The sequence below is a fragment of the Flavobacterium flabelliforme genome, assembly GCF_017948675.1.
Lineage (GTDB): Bacteria > Bacteroidota > Bacteroidia > Flavobacteriales > Flavobacteriaceae > Flavobacterium > Flavobacterium pygoscelis.
Window position 1 is genome coordinate 1 of record NZ_JAGFBU010000003.1, and the last position, 25,618, is coordinate 25,618.

At 31.0% G+C, this 25,618-nt stretch carries 24 protein-coding genes (2 of these 24 running past the window's edge); 7 read left to right on the plus strand and 17 right to left on the minus strand.

All coding sequences use genetic code 11. The features are described from left to right. Window positions 1-236: 236 nt before the first annotated feature. The 12 genes from J3S90_RS08770 to J3S90_RS08825 form a co-directional block, all read right to left on the minus strand. Entirely contained in the window at window positions 237-962 is a 726-nt protein-coding gene (locus tag J3S90_RS08770) for an SIMPL domain-containing protein (RefSeq protein WP_210645874.1), read from the minus strand. 741 nt (window positions 963-1,703) lie between these two features. After that, the gene (locus J3S90_RS08775; RefSeq protein WP_210645875.1) at window positions 1,704-2,093 is read right to left on the minus strand and encodes a hypothetical protein; all 390 of its coding nucleotides are present in this window, start codon (window positions 2,091-2,093) and stop codon (window positions 1,704-1,706) included. 3 nt (window positions 2,094-2,096) lie between these two features. After that, window positions 2,097-2,285, minus strand: a complete 189-nt coding sequence (locus J3S90_RS08780) for a hypothetical protein (protein ID WP_210645876.1) — start codon at window positions 2,283-2,285, stop codon at window positions 2,097-2,099. 195 nt (window positions 2,286-2,480) lie between these two features. Beyond that, window positions 2,481-3,875, minus strand: a complete 1,395-nt coding sequence (locus tag J3S90_RS08785; RefSeq protein WP_210645877.1) for a hypothetical protein — start codon at window positions 3,873-3,875, stop codon at window positions 2,481-2,483. 587 nt (window positions 3,876-4,462) lie between these two features. Beyond that, entirely contained in the window at window positions 4,463-4,960 is a 498-nt protein-coding gene (locus J3S90_RS08790; protein ID WP_210645878.1) for a hypothetical protein, read from the minus strand. 177 nt (window positions 4,961-5,137) lie between these two features. Then, entirely contained in the window at window positions 5,138-5,836 is a 699-nt protein-coding gene (locus J3S90_RS08795; protein ID WP_210645879.1) for a DUF2971 domain-containing protein, read from the minus strand. Window positions 5,837-5,996: 160 nt separating this feature from the next. Then, window positions 5,997-7,217 carry a hypothetical protein gene (locus J3S90_RS08800; protein ID WP_210645880.1) on the minus strand — a complete coding sequence of 407 codons (1,221 nt, stop codon included), beginning with the start codon at window positions 7,215-7,217 and terminating at the stop codon, window positions 5,997-5,999. Window positions 7,218-7,387: 170 nt separating this feature from the next. Further along, window positions 7,388-7,900, minus strand: a complete 513-nt coding sequence (locus J3S90_RS08805; RefSeq protein WP_210645881.1) for a hypothetical protein — start codon at window positions 7,898-7,900, stop codon at window positions 7,388-7,390. 165 nt (window positions 7,901-8,065) lie between these two features. Beyond that, window positions 8,066-8,464: an SMI1/KNR4 family protein gene (locus J3S90_RS08810; protein ID WP_210645882.1), complete on the minus strand. Its 399-nt coding sequence runs from the start codon at window positions 8,462-8,464 to the stop codon at window positions 8,066-8,068. 3 nt (window positions 8,465-8,467) lie between these two features. Continuing rightward, on the minus strand, window positions 8,468-8,698 hold the full coding sequence (locus J3S90_RS08815) for a hypothetical protein (protein WP_210645883.1): 231 nt from the start codon (window positions 8,696-8,698) through the stop codon (window positions 8,468-8,470). Window positions 8,699-8,844: 146 nt separating this feature from the next. After that, the gene (locus tag J3S90_RS08820; protein ID WP_210645884.1) at window positions 8,845-9,888 is read right to left on the minus strand and encodes a tyrosine-type recombinase/integrase; all 1,044 of its coding nucleotides are present in this window, start codon (window positions 9,886-9,888) and stop codon (window positions 8,845-8,847) included. Window positions 9,889-10,179: 291 nt separating this feature from the next. Then, on the minus strand, window positions 10,180-11,607 hold the full coding sequence (locus tag J3S90_RS08825) for an L-serine ammonia-lyase (protein WP_210645885.1): 1,428 nt from the start codon (window positions 11,605-11,607) through the stop codon (window positions 10,180-10,182). Window positions 11,608-11,843: 236 nt separating this feature from the next. On the opposite strand from J3S90_RS08825, the gene J3S90_RS08830 reads away from it, so the two are divergent. Continuing rightward, complete coding sequence (locus J3S90_RS08830) at window positions 11,844-14,351, plus strand: M14 family zinc carboxypeptidase (RefSeq protein WP_210645886.1); 2,508 nt, start codon at window positions 11,844-11,846, stop codon at window positions 14,349-14,351. Window positions 14,352-14,514: 163 nt separating this feature from the next. Here J3S90_RS08830 and J3S90_RS08835 read toward each other — a convergent pair whose 3' ends face one another. Then, complete coding sequence (locus tag J3S90_RS08835) at window positions 14,515-14,688, minus strand: hypothetical protein (RefSeq protein ID WP_188050866.1); 174 nt, start codon at window positions 14,686-14,688, stop codon at window positions 14,515-14,517. Between the two features lie 367 nt (window positions 14,689-15,055). On the opposite strand from J3S90_RS08835, the gene pyrR reads away from it, so the two are divergent. The 6 genes from pyrR to J3S90_RS08865 all read left to right on the plus strand — a co-directional run bounded on the left by pyrR (window position 15,056) and on the right by J3S90_RS08865 (window position 19,502). Further along, window positions 15,056-15,595, plus strand: coding sequence for a bifunctional pyr operon transcriptional regulator/uracil phosphoribosyltransferase PyrR (gene pyrR / locus J3S90_RS08840; RefSeq protein WP_210645887.1), 540 nt, complete (start codon window positions 15,056-15,058; stop codon window positions 15,593-15,595). Window positions 15,596-15,642: 47 nt separating this feature from the next. Beyond that, window positions 15,643-16,569 carry an aspartate carbamoyltransferase catalytic subunit gene (locus J3S90_RS08845; RefSeq protein ID WP_188050864.1) on the plus strand — a complete coding sequence of 309 codons (927 nt, stop codon included), beginning with the start codon at window positions 15,643-15,645 and terminating at the stop codon, window positions 16,567-16,569. Between the two features lie 62 nt (window positions 16,570-16,631). Next, window positions 16,632-16,964 carry a ribonuclease Z gene (locus J3S90_RS08850; protein ID WP_210645888.1) on the plus strand — a complete coding sequence of 111 codons (333 nt, stop codon included), beginning with the start codon at window positions 16,632-16,634 and terminating at the stop codon, window positions 16,962-16,964. A 239-nt stretch (window positions 16,965-17,203) separates the two neighbouring features. Continuing rightward, complete coding sequence (locus J3S90_RS08855) at window positions 17,204-18,109, plus strand: ribonuclease Z (RefSeq protein WP_188050862.1); 906 nt, start codon at window positions 17,204-17,206, stop codon at window positions 18,107-18,109. Window positions 18,110-18,192: 83 nt separating this feature from the next. Next, window positions 18,193-18,837: a pyridoxamine 5'-phosphate oxidase gene (gene pdxH, locus J3S90_RS08860; protein ID WP_210645889.1), complete on the plus strand. Its 645-nt coding sequence runs from the start codon at window positions 18,193-18,195 to the stop codon at window positions 18,835-18,837. 161 nt (window positions 18,838-18,998) lie between these two features. Further along, window positions 18,999-19,502 (plus strand): CAP domain-containing protein, encoded by a 504-nt coding sequence (locus J3S90_RS08865; protein ID WP_210645890.1) that lies wholly within the window; start codon window positions 18,999-19,001, stop codon window positions 19,500-19,502. A gap of 81 nt (window positions 19,503-19,583) precedes the next feature. On the opposite strand, the gene J3S90_RS08870 is transcribed toward J3S90_RS08865, so the two are convergent. Next, window positions 19,584-21,524 (minus strand): OmpA family protein, encoded by a 1,941-nt coding sequence (locus J3S90_RS08870; protein WP_210645891.1) that lies wholly within the window; start codon window positions 21,522-21,524, stop codon window positions 19,584-19,586. 11 nt (window positions 21,525-21,535) lie between these two features. Beyond that, the gene (locus J3S90_RS08875; protein WP_210645892.1) at window positions 21,536-22,453 is read right to left on the minus strand and encodes a PorP/SprF family type IX secretion system membrane protein; all 918 of its coding nucleotides are present in this window, start codon (window positions 22,451-22,453) and stop codon (window positions 21,536-21,538) included. Between the two features lie 156 nt (window positions 22,454-22,609). Next, window positions 22,610-25,618, minus strand: partial view of a DUF7507 domain-containing protein gene (locus tag J3S90_RS08880; RefSeq protein ID WP_210645893.1) — the 3' portion only. 21 nt of this gene lie beyond the right edge of the window; only the last 3,009 of its 3,030 coding nucleotides appear in the window; the start codon falls outside the window, past its right edge; the stop codon is at window positions 22,610-22,612. Beyond that, window positions 25,555-25,618, minus strand: the final stretch of a protein-coding gene (locus J3S90_RS08885; protein ID WP_210645894.1) for a vWA domain-containing protein. Its footprint extends 4,310 nt past the window's final position; 64 of the gene's 4,374 nt are visible here — the last part of the coding sequence; its start codon lies off the right edge, out of view; its stop codon occupies window positions 25,555-25,557. The genes J3S90_RS08880 and J3S90_RS08885 overlap by 85 nt, the downstream gene beginning before the upstream one ends.

The window sequence follows — 25,618 nt, forward strand, 5'->3', positions numbered from 1 at the left end:
ATTGACGCGTAGTTTCAAAAGTTGGATTTTCTATTTCCTCAATTGCTATCTTTATTATTTCGTTTTTCAATGTTTTCGTTTTTTCGGGTATTGCTTACAACGTCTTGGCGCTTGGCGTGGTTGGGGAGTAAAGTTGCGAGATTTTTCCATTAAACACAAATTTTCCAAGTACAAAACCATTTTTAAATTAAGCCTAAAACCCCAATCTCGCCAAACGGCTGTTATGCGAGGCTTTTTTATTTATTAGCTATTTCGTAAACAATATTTATAGTTTCTTCTAATTCAACTTCCATAACTTCAAATTTATCAAAAGAGGTTTTCGGATTCATCATTTCACTTGCTACACGTGGTTTTAAAAATTTTACTTCATCCATTTTTATTGATGAATATGTAATATCACGCAAATTATATTTAGAAACTTGTTTAACATTATTTATTTTTACATTTAAAGCAGTTGCAATATTTTCTGCATTATTTTTTGCATCTATAATTGCGTTTTGGACTAATTTTTGTCTTGTAGTTTTTTCTAAATTTTCTGATATTTGAGTTTCAAATTCAATATCTACATCTTGTAAGTTTTCGTTTTGAATTTCTTGATAAAATCCTTCAATTCTTTTGTTGTCTAATACAAAGTCTACAGATAATGTATTTGTTGCAGAAAATTCTTTTCTATTTTCGTAATTATCTTTAGAAATTTTATACTCAGAAATTTTCACATTTTTTTCAGTAAAACCAAGTTTGAATAGTACATTTTGTAATTTTTCAATTTCTTGATTTAAATCTTTTATTGCGGTTTTCTCTATTGTATTTTGCTTTGTAAATGTTATTTTAAAATTTGCTAAATCAGGTTTTATTTTTGTTTTTGCAATTCCTTCAGCTACAAGTTCATTTCCACTTTTGGTTTGCGAAAATGTTTGAATTGTTAAAAATGAGAATATGAAGATTGTAATTATTTTTTTCATTTTATTTTTTTTGTTCAGTTTTTCAGTTTTCAGTTGCTCCAAAGTGTCGCATAACGTCTTGGCGCTTGGCGAGGTTGCGAACTTCGTAACCGAGTTCTTTCGGCTAAGATAGAATATCTTGCGAAAGCAAAACATGAATTTACTGGAAAATTCGCAATCTTGCCAAACGGCTGTTAGGCAACGTAATAATATTTATCATATTCTGCCATTCTAGCTACCGATTCAGTTCGGCTATATATTCCAATTTTCAAATTCCAACCTTTTATTTTACCGCGCTAAACTGAAAAAATATTTTTTGTTTTAAATTCCAATTTTTACGATTCTATTTTTAGGTTAATTTCGGTTTTTCGTTCCAATTTTAAAATTCCAATATGCAATGCAATTCCGCAAAATGTTTCAACTTTTCCATTCACTTTGTAAAAAATTTAAAATGCCAACATGCAATGTAATTCTGCTAACTATTCCAACTTTTCGATTCATTTTGGTTATTGTTCAATTTTTGCCAAAGTTGCTTTCTTAAGTTTTGTTTAGTTAAATTTCAAGATTTTAAAGGAATATTTTCTGTAGAATTTTCGCGCTCAAATTATGTTGCCTAACGTCCCGCGGCTTCAAGAAGTGGCGAACTTCGTAACTGCATATTTTCCACCAAGATAATATTTCTTGCGAAAGAAAAACGTGAATTTACCACATTTCTCGCCATTTCTTGAAACCGCTGTTGTGCGTTCGTTTTTTCTTTTTCCGCTATTCTTTTGTCCAATTTATTATTTGGTTTTTGAAACTTTCAAGTTTTACAATGTAATAAGTTGAAAATAAAATTATCCAAGTTATAAAAACTAAAAAAATTCCAAGTAAATTTAGTCCATTTTCTTTATTTTCCGAATACATACTTAATATTCCAAATAAAATTGTTCCGACAAAATTATAAATGAAAGCTTTTTTTAAACTCATTTCAATCATTCCAGTTAGAAAATTCCAACCAATAAGTTTGTCTTTTATTATTATTTTATTTGGCTCATTAAATTCAATTATCACTTGTTGCGCAAGTTCTAATTTTACAAATATTGTATTGTTTTTTTCTGAATAATTGTAACCATATTTATTTAGGAAGTTTAACACTTTTTCTTTTTCCATTTTTTATTTATTTTTTTCAAGTTTCTTGAAATCTCTAATATTTATTATCATTCCAAACATTAATAATAAGTTAGATACAATTCCCCAATAATTTCCATTTCGTAAATTGTCAAAGTCTAAACTATAAATATTTATGATTAATAGAATTAAACTTGCAACTAATAGCAAATATGCTAATTTCTGTTTATTCATTTTTACTATTTTTTTTGTTTCGTTTTCGTTCCGTTTTCGTTCCGCCAAAATGACGCACAACGTCTTGGCGCTTGGCGAGGTTGGGGAGTAAAGATGCGAGATTTTTCCATTAAACACAAATTTTCCAAGTACAAAACCATCTTTAAATTAAGCCTAAAACCCCAATCTCGCCAAACGGCTGTTATGCGTAGTACTTTATATTCCCATTTTTTGTTCGAGATATTTAGTCAAAAGTGCAACGCCAACATCTCCAACTTTATCTCCAACTTTACCTAAAAAGCCAAATAATTTTTGTGAAGCAGTTCTTTTCTTTTCATTTGGAGTTGCGTTGTCTTTTAATTCATAGAGTGATGTCTGTAATTCACTTGCTTCTGATAAACTCTCACTAAACTTTTCTATTATTTTATTTAATTCTTGTTCTTCTGGGTTAAAAGTAATATTACCGTTTAATTCATTTGCTACAATTCCTTTTACTTTTCCAATAATTTGTGTATTTATTATAATCGTTTGGTTTTCAATTTTTTGGTTTCCCAAAAAAGCAAGGTTTCTTCCAAATTCAGGAATTGGGACACAATTTTCCACATATTCAATTATATCTTTGGAAAGTTCATACTCTTGAAGTTCATTTTGTAGACGATGCTTTATTGTAACTATTTTTAATTCTCGTTCTTGTTTAATATCTAATAATAAACGTTGAGATTCTCTGATATATTTTTTAAGAATGATTTGTTTTTTAGGTTCAGCAATATCGAGTTTGTTAATTAATTTTTCAGCTTCATTTGGATTTGAAGAGCATAAATCCATAAATGAGGAAAATTCTTTATATAAATTATTAATTTCAATTTCAGATATGTTTTTGTTTACTGAATATAAAGAGCATATTGTACCCGAATCAGTTCTGTTTTGAGTTATTTTTAGTTCTTCATTAGCAATATTTGAAGCATAATCTCTAAATAAAGTTATAAACTTATCAAATTCATTACTCCAAATTCTTTCATTTGGAACATAGATTCTAAACAATAAACCTTCAGCAATATTTTCTATGAAATTTTGACCACATACCTCGATGTCAATCAATTTTTCATATGGCAGTATATTTAAATTAGTATTAATTTCTTTTATAAATGATGTAACGGTTTGTGTATATTCTTTTTCGGTTTGTTTGACTTTGTTAAAAGACAACCAATCTTTTAAATTTGAGTCACTGAAATAATAAGTATTCCCTGTATTTTCATCAGTGTAATGTAATTTACCATCATCTGTTGTTTGTAGATAGTTAAAATTACCTTGTAGATTAGATTTATATATAAAAATTAAGTGTTTTTTGTTTTTCAATAAATTTATCAATCTTATAACGACTGTTTCATATTCTGGTAAGCACATTCTGAATAATGTATTTTCAGTAAATTTACCAAGAACCAAAATTTCATTTTCAATATCACTTTCTAAAATTTGACAAATACTTTCCCAATTTTTCACACTTGAGTTAAGAAGTTTTAAAGTACTATAATACTTGTTTGTTTGGAGAGAAGTTTGGATTGTTCCTCTATCTAATTTGTCTAAAATTAAAGCAGTTTTATATGTTTCCATTCTGTTTTTTTAGTATTACGCATAACGGTTCGGCTAGGCATAGTGCCTGTTCTGGCCTGTGGCCGGCATTATGCTTAGCCGTTGTTATGTGCTGTTATTTATTCTCTGCTAAGATAATAAAAACAGGAACAGTTGTGCCAGGAGATAGCTAGATAAACGATTAAAAAATATAGTTCCTATCTACTCGGGGGATAGGTACTGTTTTTTTTAATCATAGCCTAAATAGTTAAAAATCTCATATTAAAACAGTTATAATAAAAAAAACTTGATTATATCATTTTTTTCTTATAACTTAGCCAAGCCTTTAAGCGTCTTCGCTTTGAAAATAAATTTTCAGCAAATCTCATTTGAAAGGCTTGACGAAAATTACAAATTTTTATTTCCTGTTTTAATATTCCCTTTCAAATCAAATATTTAGGCTGTTTATCAGGTCTCGATTGCGCAATTGCACATAACGTGTTGCGGCTTGCGGAAGTGGCGAACTTCGTAACCGAGTATTTTCTGCTAAGATAAAATTTCTTGCGAAAGATAAACGTCAATTTTGCACTTGTTTCGCCATTTCTGCAAACCGCTGTTGGCAGAAGGTTTTATATTTTCAATTCAAATTTACTTAGTCTTATTTTATATGTTTTTTTTGCCCAACTTTCTGTTGTTTTAGAACCTTTATGTGTTCCAACATTTTGTATTTCATTGAATTCTCCGTTTTCTTCTGTTTTAATTTCAGATTTAAACTTGATAGAATATTTTGACCTACTTTGCATTACTAAAATATTACTATTGTTTGTAGTTTCAGCAAAATAAAACTCGATAGTTTCTGTTTCTCCATTTTCATTAAATAAGTTTTCAGTATTCCACATATCAAGTTTTTTGTTGTACGGTTCAGTTTTTAAAATTTCATATTTAAAATTTAGTTCGTCCACTTTTGTAACTTTTATTGTAAATTTAGTATTAATTGGAAATTCAATTCCAATAGCTATATTTTCAATATTCACTAACTTTTCAGATTTTTTTTCTTGCGCATTTACAATGTTATTTTTAGAAGAAAAAATTGAAATTAAAATTAAAACGTAAAAGTAATTTTTCATGTGATGTCTGTTTTTGTTGCGTTTTTCCAAACTTTCTGCCAACGTTCCGCTGCTTCTCGTCAGTTGCGAACTTCGGAACGAATTATTTTCCACTAAGATAATATTTCTTGCGAAATGCAAACGTGAATTTTGAACAAAATTCGCAATTGCGAGAAACAGCTGTTACCAGCAGTTTTTCTAAAATTTAAAATTGTTTTCTTTCCAAACTTCAGGAATTTTAGTGTTATCTCCAATTCGCATATTTCCAAGATTATATTCTGAATTAGAAATCACCATTTTCGAAATTAAAATTTCTTTATTTTTAGAAACAGCTATATCTGTCAACATTTTAATGTCCTCAAATGGAGTTCGACATCCAAAAACAATTTCGACTAATTCACCTGGATAATCGTCAAGCATATTTTTGGAGAGGAAAACTTCACGATATTCATTTTCATATTTCCACTCGGTTGATTTAGTGGTAACTATTTTCACTATATCATCAAATGTATCAGAGTCATCTGTAATATTAATTTCAGGTAGTCTTTGTTGATAATTAACTTTATAAATTACTTCCATTTTTTCTTTCGAAATTTCGAAAACTAAGCACATTCCTTTATGTTGGTCTCCGTAATGAGACCAAAGTAATTTATTTGTATAATCAGATGAATAGCAAACAACACCATAATCATTAATTTCTTCTCTAAATTTATTGATATTAATAGTTTCAATTTGAGTTAATGGTCGCGAATCTCCATAATCATCGATAAATAACTTATCGTAAAGACTAAATTCAAATGGATCATTAAATTCATATGGATCTGCAATCCAATTTTTTTGATTGTTTAAATTTTGAAGCGTCAATTTATTTATTGCTTGAAATCGGAATAGTTTCATCGTTTGGGTTAAAATTGCTGGTAACGTTTCGCGGCTTCAAGAAGTGGCGAACTTCGTAACCGCATATTTTCCACTAAGATAGTATTTCTTGCGAAAGAAAAACGTGAATTTAGCACATTTCTCGCCATTTCTTGAAACCGCTGTTGGCAGATGGCGTTTTTTAAACTTTAGGAAAATGATACAACATTATTTCAATTTGAATTATTTTTAAACTGTCTTCGGGTAAAGAAAACTCATAACTCAAAGAAGTGTCATAAGTTTCTTTTATGAATCCTTTATAATTAGGATGAGTTTTAATTTCTGTTTTTAAAGTTTCTTTAATTGATGAAGCTTCTTTTTGATTAATGAAAATCATTAATGCTGTTTTTGAATCTCTATGTGTTAAATATCCAAGTAATTGAGTAATTCCATCCAAAAAATGTTTTTGTCCTTTCCAAAATTTGCATTCTGCTACAAACAAATTGGTATTGTCTTTTGAATATTTTAATAGAATGTCAGTTTTGCCTTTTTTATTAAAAGCTTCTCCCAATCCACTTGTGGATTCATATCTGGTTTCTAAAAAAAGTAAAAAAATATCTCGTAAGTCTTCTTCGTGTTTATCTATATAAATCGAAGGTTTTCTTTCAATAGCTTTTCCAACGTTGTATAATACTTCTTTAATATCATTATAAACTCCTTCTTGTAAAATTGGAATTATTTCTCTTTTTACATCTTTCGTTATTTCTGAAACAGGAATTGGAATAGTTTTTCTTGCTATTGGACTTGGTATCATATAAGAATCAGATTTCGGATTGACTTTTAAGCCAATACTTTCCATAAAATCTAATTTTTTTGATACCAAACCTTTTCTTTGTTCAAGAGATTGATTTATTAATGTTTCTAAGGAATTGTTCCAAGGTGTAATTTCTATATTTAATCCTGGAATATTTGTTGATAATTCACCTTTAAGATTGGATACTTCTGCCTCATATTTTGAAGTGTCCAAATCTTCAAGAATAATTTTTGCGCTTATATAATTATTTGAATTTATAGTTACATTTTTATTTGTATCTAAATATACTGTTGTTGATGTTGACGGATAGCAATCAAATAAGTTTTTATCTCCGTCAAATGCAATCGAAATGTTTATTTCAAAAACTTTTTGCTTATAATTCTCTCCCCATACATTTGTCCTATTTCGTGTTGTTTCAATGGGTTTTGTAGGAACTACTTCATTTATTTTTAAAGGCTCGATTCTGTACATTCTATTCAGACGTGCTTTTAATTCAGCAATATTTGTTGATTCAGTAATCTCAAGTTTATCAATTTCTGCTAAAAGTTTTTTTCTTTTATCATCGATATAATGTACAATAAAAACTTTATTAAATATATTTCCCATCATTTTTTATGCTGTTTTTCTCGATTCTGCGGCACGCTTTCTGCCAACGTCTTGGCGCTTGGCGTGGTTGGGGACTTTTGAAACCGAGTATTTTCGGCTGAACGTAAAGGTAATAAAAAAATGCTAATTCCACTAAATCCCCAATCACGCCAAACGGCTGTTGTGCGACGTATTTATTCATCGTTTGTATTTCCATCTTTTCGAACAATGCTAAATATCAATGCTGTAATCATTAATAGCGTTAATAAAAAGAATTCTTTCCAAGCTGACTTCTCACAAATATTATAACCACTTAGTTTTAATAATTCAGAATTATTTTCTCGAAAAATAAAAGAAAACGCCTCTTTTTCATTTACTATTTTTTCATAAAAAGTTGATTCCTTATTTGTTAGAAATGATATTGAATCTCTAAATTTCATATTCTCAAATTGACTCAAGTTTAAGTTATGCAAACCACAAGATTTTATCGTAAAAGTAGTTGGTGTACCAACAATCTTAAAATCTAGCGAAGGAACATTGTCTCCTGTAGATTCGTAATAAATCGGCAGTTCAGCTAGTTCAGCTTTAATTTCAATTAAGTCTTTTCTTTTAATTATGTTGGGTTTAGCAAAAATGAAATATGTATATCCCGAATAGAATAATACCATAAATATCCACGAAAAAGTTGCTTTATTATTTTTTTTCATTCGTTTTTCATACGATTTTTTTCAATATGTCGCACAACGTCTTGGCGCTTGGCGAGGTTGGGGACTTTAAAGCAGAGTATTTTCTGCCGAAACGAAGATATGATAAAAAAAGCTAATTCCACTAAAACCCCAATCTCGCCAAACGGCTGTTGGCAGTAGTTATTTTCATTCAATTAGGTCTTCGATTGAATTTGCAATTTCAATAATCTCTCTAGTTTCGTGTAACCAAATATAAATTTTTTCTTTAATTTCTGTTTGATTTTCCTGAAAGGGCAACATAATTAAATTATCTCCACAACCATTTTCTGCGATTGCAATTCCATTCTTTGGAAACCCCCCTATTTCTCTTAATTGATTAGTTTCTAAAACAATGTGGTTACAAGTTCGGCTAATTCTTTTATTATCTAATTTGTCAAAAAATGGATATATCGTCCAATCATCTTCATCGGTTGAAAATTCTCCACCATTTTCTTTTTCCATTTTTTCAATGAAGGATTTTGGGAATTGAACTCTCAACTCAACTTCTGCTTCTTTTATGTATTTTAATTCTATAGGAAATGGCATAATTTAATATTTTATAAAATCCCAAGGAATTTTTTGTTTAAAGTCTTGAATACTATTTTCAATTAATTCTAAAGGAATATCTTTTTTCCATAAAGTTACTGTTCTTGTAAGTTTGGTATCGTCTCTAAATATTTCTATTATAAGTTCATTATTACGATAAATTTCTACACCAATTCCATCTCTATCTCCACTAACATCACTTACAATTTCAATTCTGTCTTTCTCATTTTCCATTGTTAGGTACTGTATTCGTTCAGTTTTTCGATAATTACTGCCAACTTACATATATGTATGACAAAATCATACTCATACAACCTATTAGTGCTGGATTTGTATGATAACTGTTATACTTTATTAACAACGAATATATAATTATTTTTTTACAAATCGTCAAACGGGCTTTTTATTTGTTGTAAACTTTTTGTACTCACATGAGTATATATTTCAGTTGTTCTGCTGCTATTATGTCCTAATAATTCCTGAATATATCTTAGGTCTGTTCCGCTTTCTAACAAATGGGTGGCATAACTGTGACGCAACCAATGTAGTGTTACTGGTTTTTTTATTTTTGCTTTTTCTAATGCTTGCTTCAATACACTTTGTAAGCTTTGTTCGGAATAAATTGTGCCTAATTCAATTCCCTCAAAGAGATATTTCACCGGTTTGTGTACTTTGTAATACTCTCTTAAGAGTTCTAATATCTTTAGTGATAAAGGCGTTATTCTATCTTTTTTTCCTTTTGCTTGCCTAATATTTACTATGTATCTTTTAGAGTCAATATCAATAAGTTTTAAATTTAATAATTCGCTTCTTCTTAATCCACAACTGTATATTATTGATAGCATAGCTTTGTGTTTTAAATTGCTATGTGCTTCTAAAATTGATTTTATTTCTTGTTTACTTAATACATTAGGTAGAATTTTTTCTCTTTTTGGACGATGTATTTTTTCTACATCAATTTTTGTTTCTTGTACTGTTCTAAAATATAATTTTATAGCATTAACAATCTGATTTTGATAAGAAGCAGATAATTTTTTCTTTAACAAATATTCATTGTTGTAGATGATAATGTCATCATTGGTAATATCTTTTATGCTTTTTTCTCTATAAAAAACTAAAAAAGATTTTAAAGCTTCGGTATAAGTTTTTATTGTGTTTGGACTGTATCTTTTGGAGGATAGCCACTGATTGAATTTATGCATTTGTTCGATTCCTTCAACAGACGGAATCGTATTTTCATATTGGATGATCTTGAAATGATCTCTGTTTTCATAGGTGTCTGGAAGATGCCAAACACTTTTTTTTGTACTCCATCTAGCATCTTCGAATTCTTTAATTCGATTAATTAAAGCACTATTTTTTTCAAATTGTACTGCAATTCTATTTTCTTCTCTATGCTTTATCAATTTTGCTGTCCAGATCATAATAATTTGGTTTTGTAGCTTAAAGATAATTATATTTTTTTTAATCTCAATTTTTAAAACACTCTATTTGTTCGTGTTACGAGTTTTGCGTAAGGGATAGCAGCGATATCCTTTTATGGAGCTTTGCGTAATAAAAGATTTAGCGTAAAGCCCGACCCCAACTCTATTTCCCCAGAGTAGGGAAATAGAGTTGGGGATACGCCCTAAAGCTTTTTATTAAAAATATTGGATTTAATAAGTGTAAATGAATTTTATAAAATGGTAGTAACTAATTTATTATACATTATAATGTTAACAGTCAGCCATATTTACGGCAATTGCCAATCCACCCTCAGAAGTTTCTTTGTATTTATTGTTCATGTCCTTTGCTGTTTGCCACATCGTATCTACGACTTTGTCTAGCGGTACTTTAGCATTTTTAGGGTCAGTTTCTAGCGCTAATTCGGTAGCATTTATGGCTTTTATTGCGCCCATAGTGTTGCGTTCTATACAAGGAATTTGCACTAATCCGCCAATTGGATCGCAGGTAAGACCTAAATGGTGTTCCATGGCAATTTCTGCAGCCATTAGTACTTGTTCTGGAGTTCCGCCCATTAATTCACATAAAGAAGCAGCTGCCATTGCAGAGGAAACGCCTATTTCTGCTTGACATCCGCCCATTGCTGCGGAGATGGTAGAGCCTTTTTTGAAAATGCTACCTATTTCTCCCGCAACCATCAGGAATTGTTTGATCTCTTTAGGTCCAGCTTGATGATTCTCTATCACTAAATAGTACATCAAAACGGCAGGAATAACACCTGCGCTTCCGTTGGTAGGTGCTGTAACAACACGACCTAATGCTGCGTTTACTTCATTGACTGCAAGTGCAAAACAAGAAACCCATTTTAGTATTTGTCGAAATTTAACTTCGGTTTTTCTAATTTCTTCAAGCCAAGTTTGTGGTGAATCGTAATTGGCTAAACCAATAAGATTTTGATGCATGTCGAAAGCACGGCGGCGTACATTTAGTCCTCCTGGAAGAATTCCTTCAGAGTGACAACCAATGTACATACACTCTAACATGGTGTTCCAAATGCGCATTAGCTCATGATCAATTTCGGCTTCGGTACGCATCGACTTTTCGTTTTCTAAAACAATTTCAGAAATGGATTTATTTTCTTTTTTACAGTATTCTAATAATTCTGCTGCCTTGTCAATCGGATAAGGAAAAGCACATTTTATTTTGGTTTTTGTTTTGGCATTATCTCGCTCTTCTTTGATAACAAATCCGCCACCTATAGAATAAAAAGTTGATACATAGGAGGTTTTATCGTTCCTGTATGCTGTAAATGTTAAACCATTAGCATGATAGGTGAGGAAGTTTTTGTTGAAAACTATATCTTGAGTAGTATGAAAAGGAATGATTTTTTCGTTTCCTAAATTAATTTCATTTTTAGATTTAATAGATTTTATTATCGAATCAATATTCTCAATAGGAATGTATTCTGGATCTTGACCACTAAGTCCTAGCATCACCGCTAAGTCTGTTGCGTGTCCTTTTCCTGTTAAAGAAAGTGACCCATACAAATCTATTTGTATTCTGTCTATGTCCAGCATTAAATTTTCATTTCTCAATTCGCCTAGAAAGCGCTCTGCGGCTCTCCATGGGCCAAGTGTATGAGAACTCGAAGGTCCTACACCAATTTTTAGCATGTCAAAAACTGAGATACATTCTTCCATTTTTAAAGTACATTTTGTTATCCGCAAATATAGTAGAATGTTATTAGGATACGAATGATATCGTCAAGATTATTATTTATTTAATACTCGGAAGGCACAATTTTATAGTTTTAGATTATAAAAAATGTTTGATAAATGGTAGAAATACCTCTAAGTAATTTAGTATTATTCGATTAAATATGTTGTACAAGAATGGGTAAAATGCTATTTTTGAAGCATAACTAACCAAATGAATAATGAAAAAAATATTTTTCTCTTTTTGTATAGTCTTGACTTTGGCTTTGAGTGCTACTGCACAAGTGCAAAGTCCTGCAGAATTTTTGCCTACTTATGGCAAGCAAATAACGCATTACCATCAAGTAGAAAATTATTTTAAGCAGCTTACTGAAAAATCTACTTTTATAAAACAGCAGAAATACGGAATTACACCAGAACAAAGAGATTTAAATGTTTTCTTTATTTCTACTCCTGAAAATTTAGCGAATTTAGAGCAAATTAGAAACAATAACTTGGCCGCTATTGGTTTGTCTAAAGAGGGAAATCAAACCATAGGCGATAAGGTGATCGTTTGGTTGAGTTTTAACGTACACGGAAATGAATTTGCAGGAACCGAAAGTGCTATGACAGTTGCCTACGAATTAGTCAATCCCTCGAATACCGAAACTAAAAAGTGGTTAGAAAATACAATCGTAATTTTAGACCCTTGTATTAATCCAGATGGCTACTCTAGATACGGAAACTGGTTAAGAGAAATATCAGGAAAAAAAACACATCCAGAAGCTACTGATAGAGAACACATGGAGGTTTGGCCTGGAGGAAGATACAATCACTATATTTTTGATTTAAATAGAGATTGGGCATGGCAAACACAGCCAGAAAGTAAGCAGCGTATTGCATTGTATAACCAATGGATGCCGCAAGTTCATACGGATGTTCACGAACAAGGATATGATTCTCCATACTTTTTTCCGCCATCTGCAGAGCCAATACATAACTATATTGAAAAATACCAAAGAGATTTTCATGCTACTTTAGGCGCCAATATTTCAAAAAAATTTGATGCTCAAAATTGGTTATACAACACGAGTGAACGTTTTGATTTGTTTTATCCTAGTTATGGTGACACTTATCCTGCTTATAACGGAGCAGTTGGAATGACAATGGAGCAAGGAGGAATTGGAGCTGGAAGAGCCGTAATGATGAATAATGGAAATATAGTTACCATTCAGGATCGTATTCTACATCATGCCACTGCAGTTCTTACGGTTGTAGAATCTGCCGCTAGCCAAGCCGATGTTTTGCTAAAAGGTTTTAGAGGTTTTATTAATAATTCTAGAAAAACGGTTAAGGGAAATTATAAAATGTATGTAATGAAAAACAATCCCAAGTTGATTCAGCTTGCGGATTTGTTGAAAAAAAATAATATCGAATATAGTTATGCTGATGCAAGTGTAAAAACTTCGGGTTATAATTACAGCACCAAAACAGATAAAGGTTTTGCCATAGAACCCAATGATCTAATTGTAAAAGTAGATCAGCAAAAAGCAGTTTTTACGCAAGTTCTTTTTGAGCCTAATCAAAAATTAAATGATAGTTTGTCTTATGATATTACTGCTTGGGCACTTCCTTTAGCATACGGAGTTGAGGGTTATGCACTAAAAAACAGTATTGCTATTAAAACGAAAGCTACGATTGAAGTGGTTGAAAAAAGTGTTCCTGAAAAAGTCTATGCTTTTCATATTCCGTGGAATAATAGAATATCAGCTCAGGTTTTATCCCTATTACATCAAAATAATATCAAAGTGAGAGCTGCGATGAAGAAAGCTGTTTTTGTCGATATTACCATAGAACCAGGTGGGTTATTAGTTACCAAAGGAGATAATCCTAAAATTGCAGATTTCGAAAAAACAATTACAGATCTCATTAAGATTAAAACAGATTATAATTACATTTCTACAGGATTTTCATCAAACGCTAAAGATGTTGGAGGAGAAAACTTTACTTTGTTAACGGCACCAAAAATTGTTTTATTATCAGGAAAAGGAGTGAGTTCGACTGAATTTGGTGCTGCTTGGTTTTATTTGCAAGAAACCGTTGATTATCCGGTAAGCGTTGTCGAAGTAAATAATTTTAACAGAATAAAACTTTTTGATTACAACACTTTGATTTTAGCTGATGGAGATTATAATTTTTCTGAAGAACAACAAAAGAAATTATCAGAATGGATTAAAAGTGGAGGAAAAGTAATTGCAATGAATGGTGCTTTGAGTCTTTTTGATGGAAAAGAAGGATATGCATTAAGTCCATTTGCATCTGAAGAGGATAAATTAAATTCTGAAAAAGAAGAAGAGGATGCAGTTCTAAAAGAACGCTTTTTAGATTACCAAGAGACAGAAAGAAGAGATATTTCTAAATCGATTCCTGGAGCAATCATCGAAAATACGCTTAATAAAACTCATCCACTATCTTTTGGATTAGGAGATAAATACTATAGTTTAAAAACAGATGATAGAACGTATTCTTTATTAAAAGATGCCATCAATGTGGCTTATATTCCTAAAGATTATAAAAGTTATGGTTTTATAGGTAATGGAATGAAAAAGAAACTGACTAATACCGTAAGTTTCGCTGTTGAAAGTAAAGGCGATGGTATGGTTGTTTACATGGTTGATAATCCATTGTTTAGAGGTTTTTGGGAAAACGGAAATTTATTATTTAGTAATGCTTTGTTTTTATTAAACTAAAAAATAATTATTTAATTAAAACAAAAAAGAGCCAATTAATTGGCTCTTTTTTGTTTTAAAATAACATTGTAAAACAACTATTTTTATTGATAAAACTGTCAAATAAATATCTAATTACTTAAAAATATTAAATTTCAGGAAGTTTTATACCAACTTAAAAGTATTATTTTTTTGAGAAAATTTTGCTCACGATAAATAGAATTACTGCTATTATGGCAACTACTATAAAAATACCAACTCCCATTCCGGCTTTGAATATTCCTTCGACTACTGAACAACTTGAAAATGAAATTAATACTATAAAAAGCATTAATAAACGTGTTATTTGTTTTTGCATGATTATTATGTTTAGGTTATAGTGTAAAATTATACCATAGAATGCTGTAATTTGTTACACAATTTTCCGGTTTTATTATGTAATTTAGAGTTGCTATAATTAGTATTTATTAATCTCTGTTTCGGTTTCAATAAGTTGCTCTTTATTTGTTATTTTAATTAAAATGCTCCTAAAGTTGAATTTTACCATTTTTTCAAATTCAATTAAAATTAAAAAATTATGTATAGTAGAGTTTTACAATTAAAATTGAAACGTGAGATTAACTTATAAAGAGAAAAATACAAATAGATAATTATTTCTACCTTTTTAATGATAAAATGATAAATTTGAATTTGTATATTTGCCACACCAAACAATATAAATTACTATGAGTCAAAAAGTATTACTTACTGCAAAAGAAGTTACTATCATATTACATCGTTTGGCCTGTCAATTAATTGAAAAACACTTAGATTTTTCAGATACAATTTTAGTTGGTATTCAACCCAGAGGTGTTTTCTTAGCAGAACGTTTAAAAGAAATTTTAGAAAAACAATACCAAACTCCAGAAATTCAATTGGGTTATCTCGATATTACTTTTTTTAGAGATGATTTTCGTAGAACAGAAAAACCATTAGAGGCTAATAAAACCAAGATTAACTTTATTGTCGAAAATAAAAAAGTCATTTTTATAGATGATGTTTTATTTACAGGTAGAAGTATCAGATCGGCTTTGACAGCTATTCAGTCTTTTGGTAGACCATCAGAAATAGAGTTGTTGGTTTTGATAGACAGACGTTTTAGTCGTAATTTACCTATTCAGCCTGATTATAGGGGAAGACAAGTAGATGCTATTAATGACGAAAAAGTGAAAGTAAGTTGGAAAGAAAATGAAGGAGAAGATGGAGTGTATTTAATTACAAGTTAAATTGTATTAATACTTTAACTATTAAAAATTAATAATCGTAAACAAAAATGAAAGAATTAAGCGTAAATCATTTATTAGGAATAAAATATATCAATAAAAATGATATTGACTTAATTTTTGAAACAGCCGATCATTTTAAAGAAGTCATTAATAGACCCATAAAAAAAGTGCCTTCGTTACGAGACATTACTATTGCCAATATTTTTTTCGAAAATAGTACTAGAACAAAGCTTTCCTTTGAGTTGGCGCAAAAGCGATTATCAGCTGATGTAATTAGTTTTTCTGCAGCACAATCTTCTGTCAAAAAAGGAGAAACATTAATTGATACTGTAAATAATATTCTTTCGATGAAAGTAGACATGGTCGTTATGCGTCATGCAAATCCTGGAGCTGCTTACTTTTTGTCTAAGAATGTCAAAGCAAGTATTGTAAATGCTGGTGATGGCGCGCATGAACATCCTACTCAAGCTTTATTAGACAGTTATTCTATTAGAGAAAAACTAGGAGAAGTAGCGGGTAAAAAAGTAGTAATTGTTGGTGATGTCTTGCATTCTAGAGTTGCATTATCTAACATATATGCTTTGCAAATGCAAGGTGCCGAAGTGAAAGTTTGCGGGCCGAAAACACTTATTCCAAGACATATTGAGTCATTAGGAGTTACGGTAGAACCTAATTTAAGAAAGGCGCTAGAATGGTGCGATGTAGCCAATATGTTGCGTGTGCAAAACGAGCGAATGGATGTGAATTATTTTCCTTCTACTAGAGAATATGCACAGCAATACGGTGTTGATAAAACTCTCTTAGATTCGCTTAACAAAGAGATTGTAATTATGCATCCCGGGCCTATTAATCGCGGTGTAGAGATTACCAGTGAAGTTGCAGATTCTCAACAATCGGTTATTTTAAATCAAGTTGAAAATGGTGTTGCTATAAGAATGGCCGTTATTTATCTTTTGGCTTCAAAAATTCAATAATTCCTTTTAAATAAATATTTATTTAACCAGACTTGCTTGTTCTAAGTCATAAATAAAAAAAAATGAAAGTAGATCAAAAAGGTCACACGATAACTATTAGAGATACTCAAGGAAATGTTAATTCATTCTTGATGACGGTTACAGAACAGTATAAGTCGTTTGAAAAAAGTAACATTATAATTGATCTTTTAATGCATAAAGAGCTATCATTGAACGATATTAAATTATTTATTCCGATTTCTAAACAGCATAAAAAAGCAAAAAAATCTTTTGTAGTTGTAGCGGATGACTTTGATTACAATGCTGCTCCTAATACATTAACTATTGTTCCTTCGTTATTAGAAGCTCACGATATTATAGAAATGGATGAAATAGAAAGAGATCTTGGATTTTAAAAATAGTTGTGAATAGTAGTATAAAAAAATAGTACTACAGTTTTATACATTGTTTTTTTAGTTCTATTTTGTGCTAATAAAATTTTATTACTAAATATAATTCGTATTGCCTATTTGATTCGCTTTTAATGTAATACTTAGGTATATAATATTGAAAAATAGAATAATATATAAAATAACGTTGTTGCTATTTAAGGAAACAACTGTACATATTCAATTTTTATAAATCAAATAATAATTTGAAACTAACAATTCTTGGTTGCTATGCAGCCACTCCTCGTACATTTACAAATCCTACTTCACAGATTTTAGAAATTAAAAACAGGCTTTTTTTGATTGATTGTGGTGAAGGAACTCAAGTACAATTGCGAAGAAATAAAATTAAATTTTCTAAGATAAATCATATTTTTATTTCCCATTTACATGGAGATCATTTTTTTGGTTTAATAGGTCTTATTTCAACCTTTAGCTTACTAAATAGAACAACCGATTTGCATGTACATGGTCCTAAAGGAATAAAGGAAATCATAATGTTACAATTGCGATTATCCAATTCGTGGACAAATTATGATCTGTTTTTTCATGAACTTGATTCTAAAGAAAGTGAAATAATCTTTGAAGATGATAAGGTTACGGTGAAAACAATTCCATTAAAACATCGGGTATATACAAATGGTTTTTTATTTGAAGAAAAAATAGGGGAGAGGAAACTTAATTTGGATGCAGTTCAAAATTATGAAATTGATTCTTGTTATTATCAAAAAATTAAGAACGGTAAGGATATCACTTTAGAAGACGGAAGAATTATTGAAAATGAACACTTAAGTTTTGATCCTATTCCTGCAAAAAGCTATGCTTTTTGTTCTGACACAGCGTATCATGAAGCTGTTATTTCTATTATTAAAAATGCAGATGTTTTGTATCACGAGGCGACTTTCCTAGATTCTGAAGAAAATCTAGCTAGCAAAACACTACACTGTACGGCTAAACAAGCAGCAACAATTGCTTTAAAATCTAATGTAAAACAATTGATTTTAGGACATTATTCTACGCGATATGAAAATATAGAAATGTTTAAAGAAGAAGCAATTACAATTTTTCCAGAAATTCTTTTGGCAGATGATGGTAAAAGTTTTGAATTTTAGTACATAAAGTTTTTTGCATTATTCAATTGCTAGCTATTTTAAACCTCATTTTTTATAAAAATACATTTTAAAAAAATAAAAACATGAATGACTTAAGTAATTACAGAAAATCTTACGATAAAAGTGAATTATTAGAATCTTCTATTCCTGAAGATCCTATTAACTTGTTTAACAGGTGGTTTCATGAAGTAGAAGATTTTGGTGGAGACAGTGAAGTAAATGCTATGACGGTTTCGACGATAGGTTTGGATGGTTTTCCTAAATCGAGGGTTGTCCTACTTAAAAAGTTTAGTGAACAAGGTTTTATTTTTTATACCAATTACAATTCAGAAAAAGGAAAGGCTATTGCTGCAAACCCACATGTTTGTCTCTCTTTTTTTTGGCACACACTAGAGCGTCAGGTAATTATAAAAGGAATAGCAAATAAAATTCCTGCGATTACATCGGATCATTATTTTGAGAGCAGACCTAATGGAAGTAAGCTAGGAGCAATTGTTTCAAATCAGAGTGAAGTTATTCCTTCTCGTGAGTATCTAGAAGAAAATTTAAAACAATTAGAAGGAGAATATGAAGGAATTGTGATTCCAAGACCAGAATATTGGGGAGGCTTTTTAGTTACGGCTATTGAGGTTGAATTTTGGCAAGGCAGACCTAATCGTCTGCATGACAGGATACGTTACTCCAGTCAGGATGATTTCTCATGGAAAATTGAGAGATTGTCTTCATAATGTAGGAAAAAGAACATTTAAAAATTATTATGATGTAGTTCGTCGATTATTTTTGGCAGTTTAACGATAAAATGATTAGTTTTGATCAAGAAATTAACATTTTATTTACTTATTGAAGTTGTTTGCCCCACAATCTACTTTAATCTTAAACTACTAAAATTATGAAACTAAATTTACTTTATGTATTATTGCTAGGTGCAGTAATGTGTAGTTCGATTTCATGTTCATCAGATAATTCAGAAACTCAAAGTGCTGATGCATCGGTAGAGAAAGTAATTAATTATTCTTATAACTCATTTGAGTTAGAAACGATGAATCTAATTAATGATCATAGAGCTAGTTTAGGATTAAAACGTTTAGAGCGAATTAACCATATGTCATACAAATCAGAAGAGCATGATAATTATATGATTACTAATAATGTTGTTAATCACAATGATTTTGTTGCTCGTTCAGAAAATATAATGAAAACCTTGGGAGCAAAATCAGTAGGTGAAAATATTGCTTATAATTATAGTACTCCAAAAGCAGTATTAGACGCTTGGTTAGCAAGTCCTGGGCATAGAGAAAATATTGAAGGCAATTTTACTCATTTTGGAATTGCAATTAAAGAAAATCCTGCCAATGGTAGAAAATATTATACTAATATATTTGCAAAAATTTAAGTTGAGTTTTTTTTATATTAAAAGGGCTGTCTTCTCCCCAAAAGACAGCCTTTTTTTTGTTTAAAATTTAAAATAATTATATCATAAGGCAGTTATTATAAACTCACTTCTTCGGTTCATTTGATGCTCTTCTTCGCTACAAATAACATTGTCAGAACAATTGTTTACTAGTTGTGATTCGCCATATCCTTTGCCGGTAAGTCGGTTGGAATTAATTCCATTTTGTATCAACCAAGCAATAGTTGCACTAGCTCTTCTGTTAGATAAAGCCATATTATAAACAGCAGTTTGTCGACTATCGGTATGCGAACGGATGTTTAATTTTAAGGATGGATTTTGTTTTAAAACATCTAATATTTTTTCTAACTCAAATGCTGCTTCCTGCCTAATACTTGATTTATCTAAATCAAAGTATATCATTTTTATATTAAAACATTTACCTAAATCATCTCCTACAGTTACAATACATTTATCATTTTCTAATGCAATTGGTAAATGTGTTTTTCCGTTTGCTGTACTTATTGCTATTTTTTCTTCTTTAGTTTTATAATTACTTTTCTCTGCTCTCACATAATATGTTTTGCCACATTGAACATTAAAAGAATAATTTCCTTTATCATCTAATTGGGTAGAACTAACTATATTAAATTTGTTATCAAAGAGGGTTATCTTAGTTGCAGCAAGTATACTTGAAGTCTTTGTATCGGTGATTTCACCATATAAAAGTTGCTGACAAGAAAGTCTTTTTAATTCTAAAAACTTATAAATATCATCATAACCTTTTCCGCCTTCTTTGTTTGATGAAAAGAAACCTCGTCTTGATTTTGTATCAATTAGATAGGCAAAATCATCTTTTGAGGAGTTTATATCTGAACCCAAATTTTGCACTTCTCCAAAAGAACCATCGCTTGCTAATGTGCTTACAAAAACATCTAAACCACCTAAACCGGGATGACCGTCTGATGCAAAATAAATCTCATTTTCGTCACTTACGTAAGGGAACGATTCTTTTCCTTCGGTATTTATAGTTGTACCTAAATTTATAGGTATGCCGTAAGTGCCATTGCTTTTTATTTCTACTTTAAATAAATCAGATTGGCCTATACTTCCGGGCATGTCTGAGGCAAAATACAATGTCTTACCATCCGGACTTAAAGCAGGATGTGCTGTGCTATAATTATCGCTGTTAAAAGGAAGATCGATTACATCAGTCCATTTTTGGTTTTTTAAGGTTGCTTTATATATTTTTACTAAAGTAATTTTGTTACCATCTTTTCCTTTTTTTCCATCTAAAAAGTTATTTCTAGTAAAGTACATACTTTGACCATCATTGGTAAATACGGGAGTAGATTCGTTAAATCTTGAGTTTATTCTAGAATCAAATTTTTTAGGTTTATTGGGAGTCATGTCTTCTCCTAAAGTGGCCGAATATAAATTTGTAAAGTGTTGATTAGTCCATTTGTGTTTTCTCTGACCTAAACTCCCGGTATCTCTAGCTGAGGTGAATACGATTTCATTATTATATATTGCAGTACCGTAATCAGAATATTCAGAGTTTATTCCGGCATCTTCAATTTTATATCTTCCAGAATTGGCCTTTATCTCCTCTAGATAGTTTCTGTCTTTGGCAAATAGTTTTCCACGACTATCATTTCCAGATTTTTTATCGAATAATTTTAATAATTCATTGGCTTTTTCATCTTGACCAATAGATTTCAAAGAATTAGCATATCTGTAGTAATATTCTGGTTCTAAATCGGTACTGTTCATGTCAAATAATTCAGCATACCACTTTGCAGCTTTTTCAAAATCAGAATTAAAGTAATAAGAATTGGCTAAATTCTTAAACATTTCTGTCGATTTATATCCTTTTTCCGCAACCCTTTCGTAGGTTTTTATAGCATCTATATAGGCAAACTTATCGTATTTTTTGTCTGCAGCTATCAATTTTGCTTTTTGAGAATATACATTAAATGTCAAAGCATTCAATATAATTATATAGAGGAATATATTGTTTTTCATACTGATCTTTTTTAAAAGAAACGAGGAGTTGTAATTTTGTCATTGTTTTTGAATATTTCATAGCGCAAGAATATTTCATGCGAACCAGAATTATAGTTGTTCAATTTTGTAGTTTCATGATCATAACCATATCCGATGTACATCCCATCAGAAACCTGAAAACCTACAATAGCACTAAGTGCAGCACTCCATCTGTAAGCAACACCTACTGTGAATTTCTCAACAAACATAAAATTGGCTGAAATATCTACTTGTAGTGGTGAGCCAATAACTAGTTTGGAAAGAATAGCGGGTTTAAATTTTATGTCACTCGTCAGATCTGCAACATATCCTGCCATTAGATAATAATTTATCTTTTCTTTAAAAATGGCAACTGTATTATCATCATATCGATTGGACTCTATGAAATTTGGAATAGAAAAACCAATATAGGCTTTATCAGAATGTAAATAAATACCAGCACCTATGTTTGGAGAAAATTCATTATTGATATTTTGTATTGAAGGATCTAAAGGATAATCACTAACAGGATTTAGTTTTGATGTGTCTAGATTAAAAATATTAGCCGATGCTTTTATACCAAACGAAAGTTTGTAGGATTCGGATGTCGGAATCGTATAGGAAATATCGGCAGAGATAGTGTTTTCCTTTGTAGGACCTATTTTATCATTAACTACAGAGAAGCCTATACCAAGATTATTTCCGTTTAACGGGGTGTTAATAGAAGCTACATTCGTAACTGGAGCGCCATCTAATCCTACCCATTGGGTTCGATGCATAGCAAAAATACTCATTGCGCCTCTAGATCCTGCATAAGCTGGATTTACATTTATAGTGTTATACATATATTGTGTGTACTGCGCATCTTGCTGCGCATGACTCACAAAAAATGTAAAGATCAAAATGACTGAAAATATTTTTGTTCTCATAGTAAATTTATTATTATTAATATATTGAACTGTTTTTTGATAAGCGTGCGAAATACTATTTGTATAAACTTAATTTTTAACGATGTTGATTTTTATAAACTAGGAGTTAATCCTGAGTCATTTAGAGAGACTCAGGATTAAAATCATAGTTTGAATCTATTTCGTGAGATATAAAAAACCTTCTTTTTTATTGTTTTGAATAGTACCATTCCCATCTATTGAAGTATAGTTTAGAATATAGAAATAGGTTCCACTTGGTAAACCAGTAGATTCACTAACTGTAGTTCTTCCTTGCGATATACCATCAAAATTATTAGTTTGATTATTGTAATTTTTAGTTCTAAAAATTAAAACACCCCAACGATTATAAATCTCAACTGTATTTTCTGGATAACAATTGGTTTCACTAATATCATCGATTGTAAAAACATCATTAATACCATCGCCATTTGGAGAAAAAGCATTGTGTACTACTATAGATCTGCAACCTAATACAAATGCTTTATCAATTTCAACGGTGTCAGAGGCTTTTATTTCAGCATTTGTAGGTGTTAATCCTTTTGCATTAGCGATATTAATAACAGAATTATTGTCAAGATCATTTTTAGTTATGGTATAGCTTTCATTAAATTCTTGTTCTGTACCTGGCGCCAAAACAGAAATAATTGTATTTAATCCTGTTAATGGATCGGTTACTACAATTTGATGAAGTGTTACATTTCCTGAATTCCTAACTATAATTTTATAATTGATTATTTCTCCAACTAAACTATAGCCTGTGACAGCTGCTGTTTTATAAACCACGAGATTAGCACTTTGATTTAACGTTGTTATTGTGCAATCTTTACAATCTGTTTTTGGTACGCAATTCATACATTGTGTAGGATCTGTAGAAGTAGCATTTACTTTATCATTGTAAGGTGTTGTGCCAGTAACAGTAGCCAAATTGTATACTAAACCACTATCTATATCAGCTTGGGTAATTGAATAAGTAGCTGAAAAAGAAGTAGCATTAGACTCGCCAATTTGTAATGTAATAGGACTACCTGTTATTACGAGACCTTCTAAATTATCACTTATATTGACTTGAGTTAAGATAACATCACCCGTATTTATTAGCACGAAGGAGTAGACTATTTTATCTCCTAAATTGGTTATTCCATCTTTGTTAGCGTCTACATAGATGCCATCTTTTGTAATTGCAATACTTGCTTTTTGATTTAGAGGTGTTTCTGTTGCAGTATCATTATTTTGTTGCGTTCCAGAGATATCTTTCACTTCATTTCCTTTCGGATCTTTACCAATTGCAACTGCAGAATTAATTACTTTACCTGCATTAATATCAGCTTGAGTTAAAATATAAATTCCTGTTAAAGTTGCATTTTCACCAGCATTAAGAGAAGTAATACTATTGTTTTTTATTGTTAACCCCTTCATAGGATCAGTTATGACAATAGAATTTATTGTTACATTTCCAGTATTTGTTACTATAAAAGTGTAATTGATTATCTCACCTGCTTGTGCAAAACCATCGGTATTTGAATCATAGAAAATTCCTTTTTTAACAAGAGCTATTCCTGATTCCTGAATTGAATAGGAGTAATTTGCAACACAGCCATTCTTATCTTTGATTTCAACACTATAATTTCCTTTAATTAAACCAGTAAGATCTTTTGTTGTTGCACCATTTGACCATAAATAAGTATAAGGTAGTGTTCCTCCAGAAATAGTTTGAGTTATGCTGCCATTACTACATCCTACACAATTAGTATTATCAATGATTATTGCAGTTGCTGTTATTGCAGCATTCGGTTGCTGAATAATAACTTTTAATTCATCAGAGGAACAACCATTGGCGGAAGTTGCAATTACCTTATAAATACCTTGAGAAAGTCCTATCAAATCTTTAGAAGTAGAATAGGCAATATTATTTTTTGTCCATTCATAAGTATAAGGACTTTTTCCTCCTTCAGTAATAATGCTAATAGTACCATTATTTTCTCCAAAGCAATAAGCATCTGTTTGCGAAGAAATAGAAATTATAGGAAGACTGTTGTCAAGCGTAGTATTTACCGAAGCTGAAGCCGAACACCCATTACTATTTCTTACCGTTACCGAGAATGTTCCCGCAGTTGCAACAGAGATAGCAGGAGTTGTTGCTCCGTTCGACCATAAATAGCTGGTTCCACCGCTTGCTGTTAAAGTCGAATTTGGAGTGTTACAACTCAAAGCCAATCCGTTATCTGATGCTATAGCGGCAGTAGGAAGAGTATTATCAAGCGTAGTATTGACCGAAGCAATTGCTGAACACCCATTACTATTTTTTACCGTTACGGAAAATGTTCCCGCAGTTGAAACCGTAATAGCAGGAGTTGTTGCTCCGTTCGACCATAAATAGCTGCTTCCACCACTTGCTGTTAAAATCGTGTTTGGAGTGGTACAACTCAAAGCCAATCCATTATCCGATGCAATAGCGGCAATAGGAAAACTGTTGTCAAGCGTAGTATTTACCGAAGCAGTCCCCGAACATCCATTGGCATTTTTTACCGTTATCGAAAATGTTCCTGCAGTTGTAACAGTAATAGCAGGAGTCGTTGCTCCATTTGACCATAAATAGCTTGTTCCACCGCTTGCTGTTAAAGTCGTGTTTGGAGTTTTGCAACTCAAAGCCAGTCCGTTATCCGATGCAATAGCGGCAATAGGAAGAGTATTATCAAGCGTAGTATTTACCGAAGCAGTCGCCGAACAACCATTGGCATTTTTTACCGTTACCGAAAATGTTCCTGCAGTTGTAACAGTAATAGCAGGAGTTGTTGCTCCGTTCGACCATAAATAGCTGGTTCCACCGCTAGCTGTTAAAGTCGTATTTGGAGTGGTACAACTCAAAGCCAGTCCGTTATCGGACGCAATAGCGGCAATAGGAAGAGTGTTGTCAAGCGTAGTATTTATCGAAGCAGTCGATGAACAACCATTGGCATTTTTTACCGTTACCGAAAATGTTCCCGCAGTTGCAACCGTAATAGCAGCAGTTGTTGCTCCGTTTGACCATAAATAGCTGGTTCCACCGCTAGCTGTTAAAATCGTACTTGGAGTCGTACAATTCAAATCCAATCCATTATCAGATGCAATAGCGGCAATAGGAAGAGTGTTATCAAGCGTAGTATT

Bases quoted from the DNA above. Each gene is read 5' to 3' on its own strand.
- J3S90_RS08770 (WP_210645874.1), bottom strand. From the start codon at position 962: ATGAAAAAAATAATTACAATCTTCATATTCTCATTTTTAACAATTCAA.
- J3S90_RS08775 (WP_210645875.1), bottom strand. From the start codon at position 2,093: ATGGAAAAAGAAAAAGTGTTAAACTTCCTAAATAAATATGGTTACAAT.
- J3S90_RS08780 (WP_210645876.1), bottom strand. From the start codon at position 2,285: ATGAATAAACAGAAATTAGCATATTTGCTATTAGTTGCAAGTTTAATT.
- J3S90_RS08785 (WP_210645877.1), bottom strand. From the start codon at position 3,875: ATGGAAACATATAAAACTGCTTTAATTTTAGACAAATTAGATAGAGGA.
- J3S90_RS08790 (WP_210645878.1), bottom strand. From the start codon at position 4,960: ATGAAAAATTACTTTTACGTTTTAATTTTAATTTCAATTTTTTCTTCT.
- J3S90_RS08795 (WP_210645879.1), bottom strand. From the start codon at position 5,836: ATGAAACTATTCCGATTTCAAGCAATAAATAAATTGACGCTTCAAAAT.
- J3S90_RS08800 (WP_210645880.1), bottom strand. From the start codon at position 7,217: ATGATGGGAAATATATTTAATAAAGTTTTTATTGTACATTATATCGAT.
- J3S90_RS08805 (WP_210645881.1), bottom strand. From the start codon at position 7,900: ATGAAAAAAAATAATAAAGCAACTTTTTCGTGGATATTTATGGTATTA.
- J3S90_RS08810 (WP_210645882.1), bottom strand. From the start codon at position 8,464: ATGCCATTTCCTATAGAATTAAAATACATAAAAGAAGCAGAAGTTGAG.
- J3S90_RS08815 (WP_210645883.1), bottom strand. From the start codon at position 8,698: ATGGAAAATGAGAAAGACAGAATTGAAATTGTAAGTGATGTTAGTGGA.
- J3S90_RS08820 (WP_210645884.1), bottom strand. From the start codon at position 9,888: ATGATCTGGACAGCAAAATTGATAAAGCATAGAGAAGAAAATAGAATT.
- J3S90_RS08825 (WP_210645885.1), bottom strand. From the start codon at position 11,607: ATGGAAGAATGTATCTCAGTTTTTGACATGCTAAAAATTGGTGTAGGA.
- J3S90_RS08830 (WP_210645886.1), top strand. From the start codon at position 11,844: ATGAAAAAAATATTTTTCTCTTTTTGTATAGTCTTGACTTTGGCTTTG.
- J3S90_RS08835 (WP_188050866.1), bottom strand. From the start codon at position 14,688: ATGCAAAAACAAATAACACGTTTATTAATGCTTTTTATAGTATTAATT.
- pyrR (WP_210645887.1), top strand. From the start codon at position 15,056: ATGAGTCAAAAAGTATTACTTACTGCAAAAGAAGTTACTATCATATTA.
- J3S90_RS08845 (WP_188050864.1), top strand. From the start codon at position 15,643: ATGAAAGAATTAAGCGTAAATCATTTATTAGGAATAAAATATATCAAT.
- J3S90_RS08850 (WP_210645888.1), top strand. From the start codon at position 16,632: ATGAAAGTAGATCAAAAAGGTCACACGATAACTATTAGAGATACTCAA.
- pdxH (WP_210645889.1), top strand. From the start codon at position 18,193: ATGAATGACTTAAGTAATTACAGAAAATCTTACGATAAAAGTGAATTA.
- J3S90_RS08865 (WP_210645890.1), top strand. From the start codon at position 18,999: ATGAAACTAAATTTACTTTATGTATTATTGCTAGGTGCAGTAATGTGT.
- J3S90_RS08870 (WP_210645891.1), bottom strand. From the start codon at position 21,524: ATGAAAAACAATATATTCCTCTATATAATTATATTGAATGCTTTGACA.
- J3S90_RS08875 (WP_210645892.1), bottom strand. From the start codon at position 22,453: ATGAGAACAAAAATATTTTCAGTCATTTTGATCTTTACATTTTTTGTG.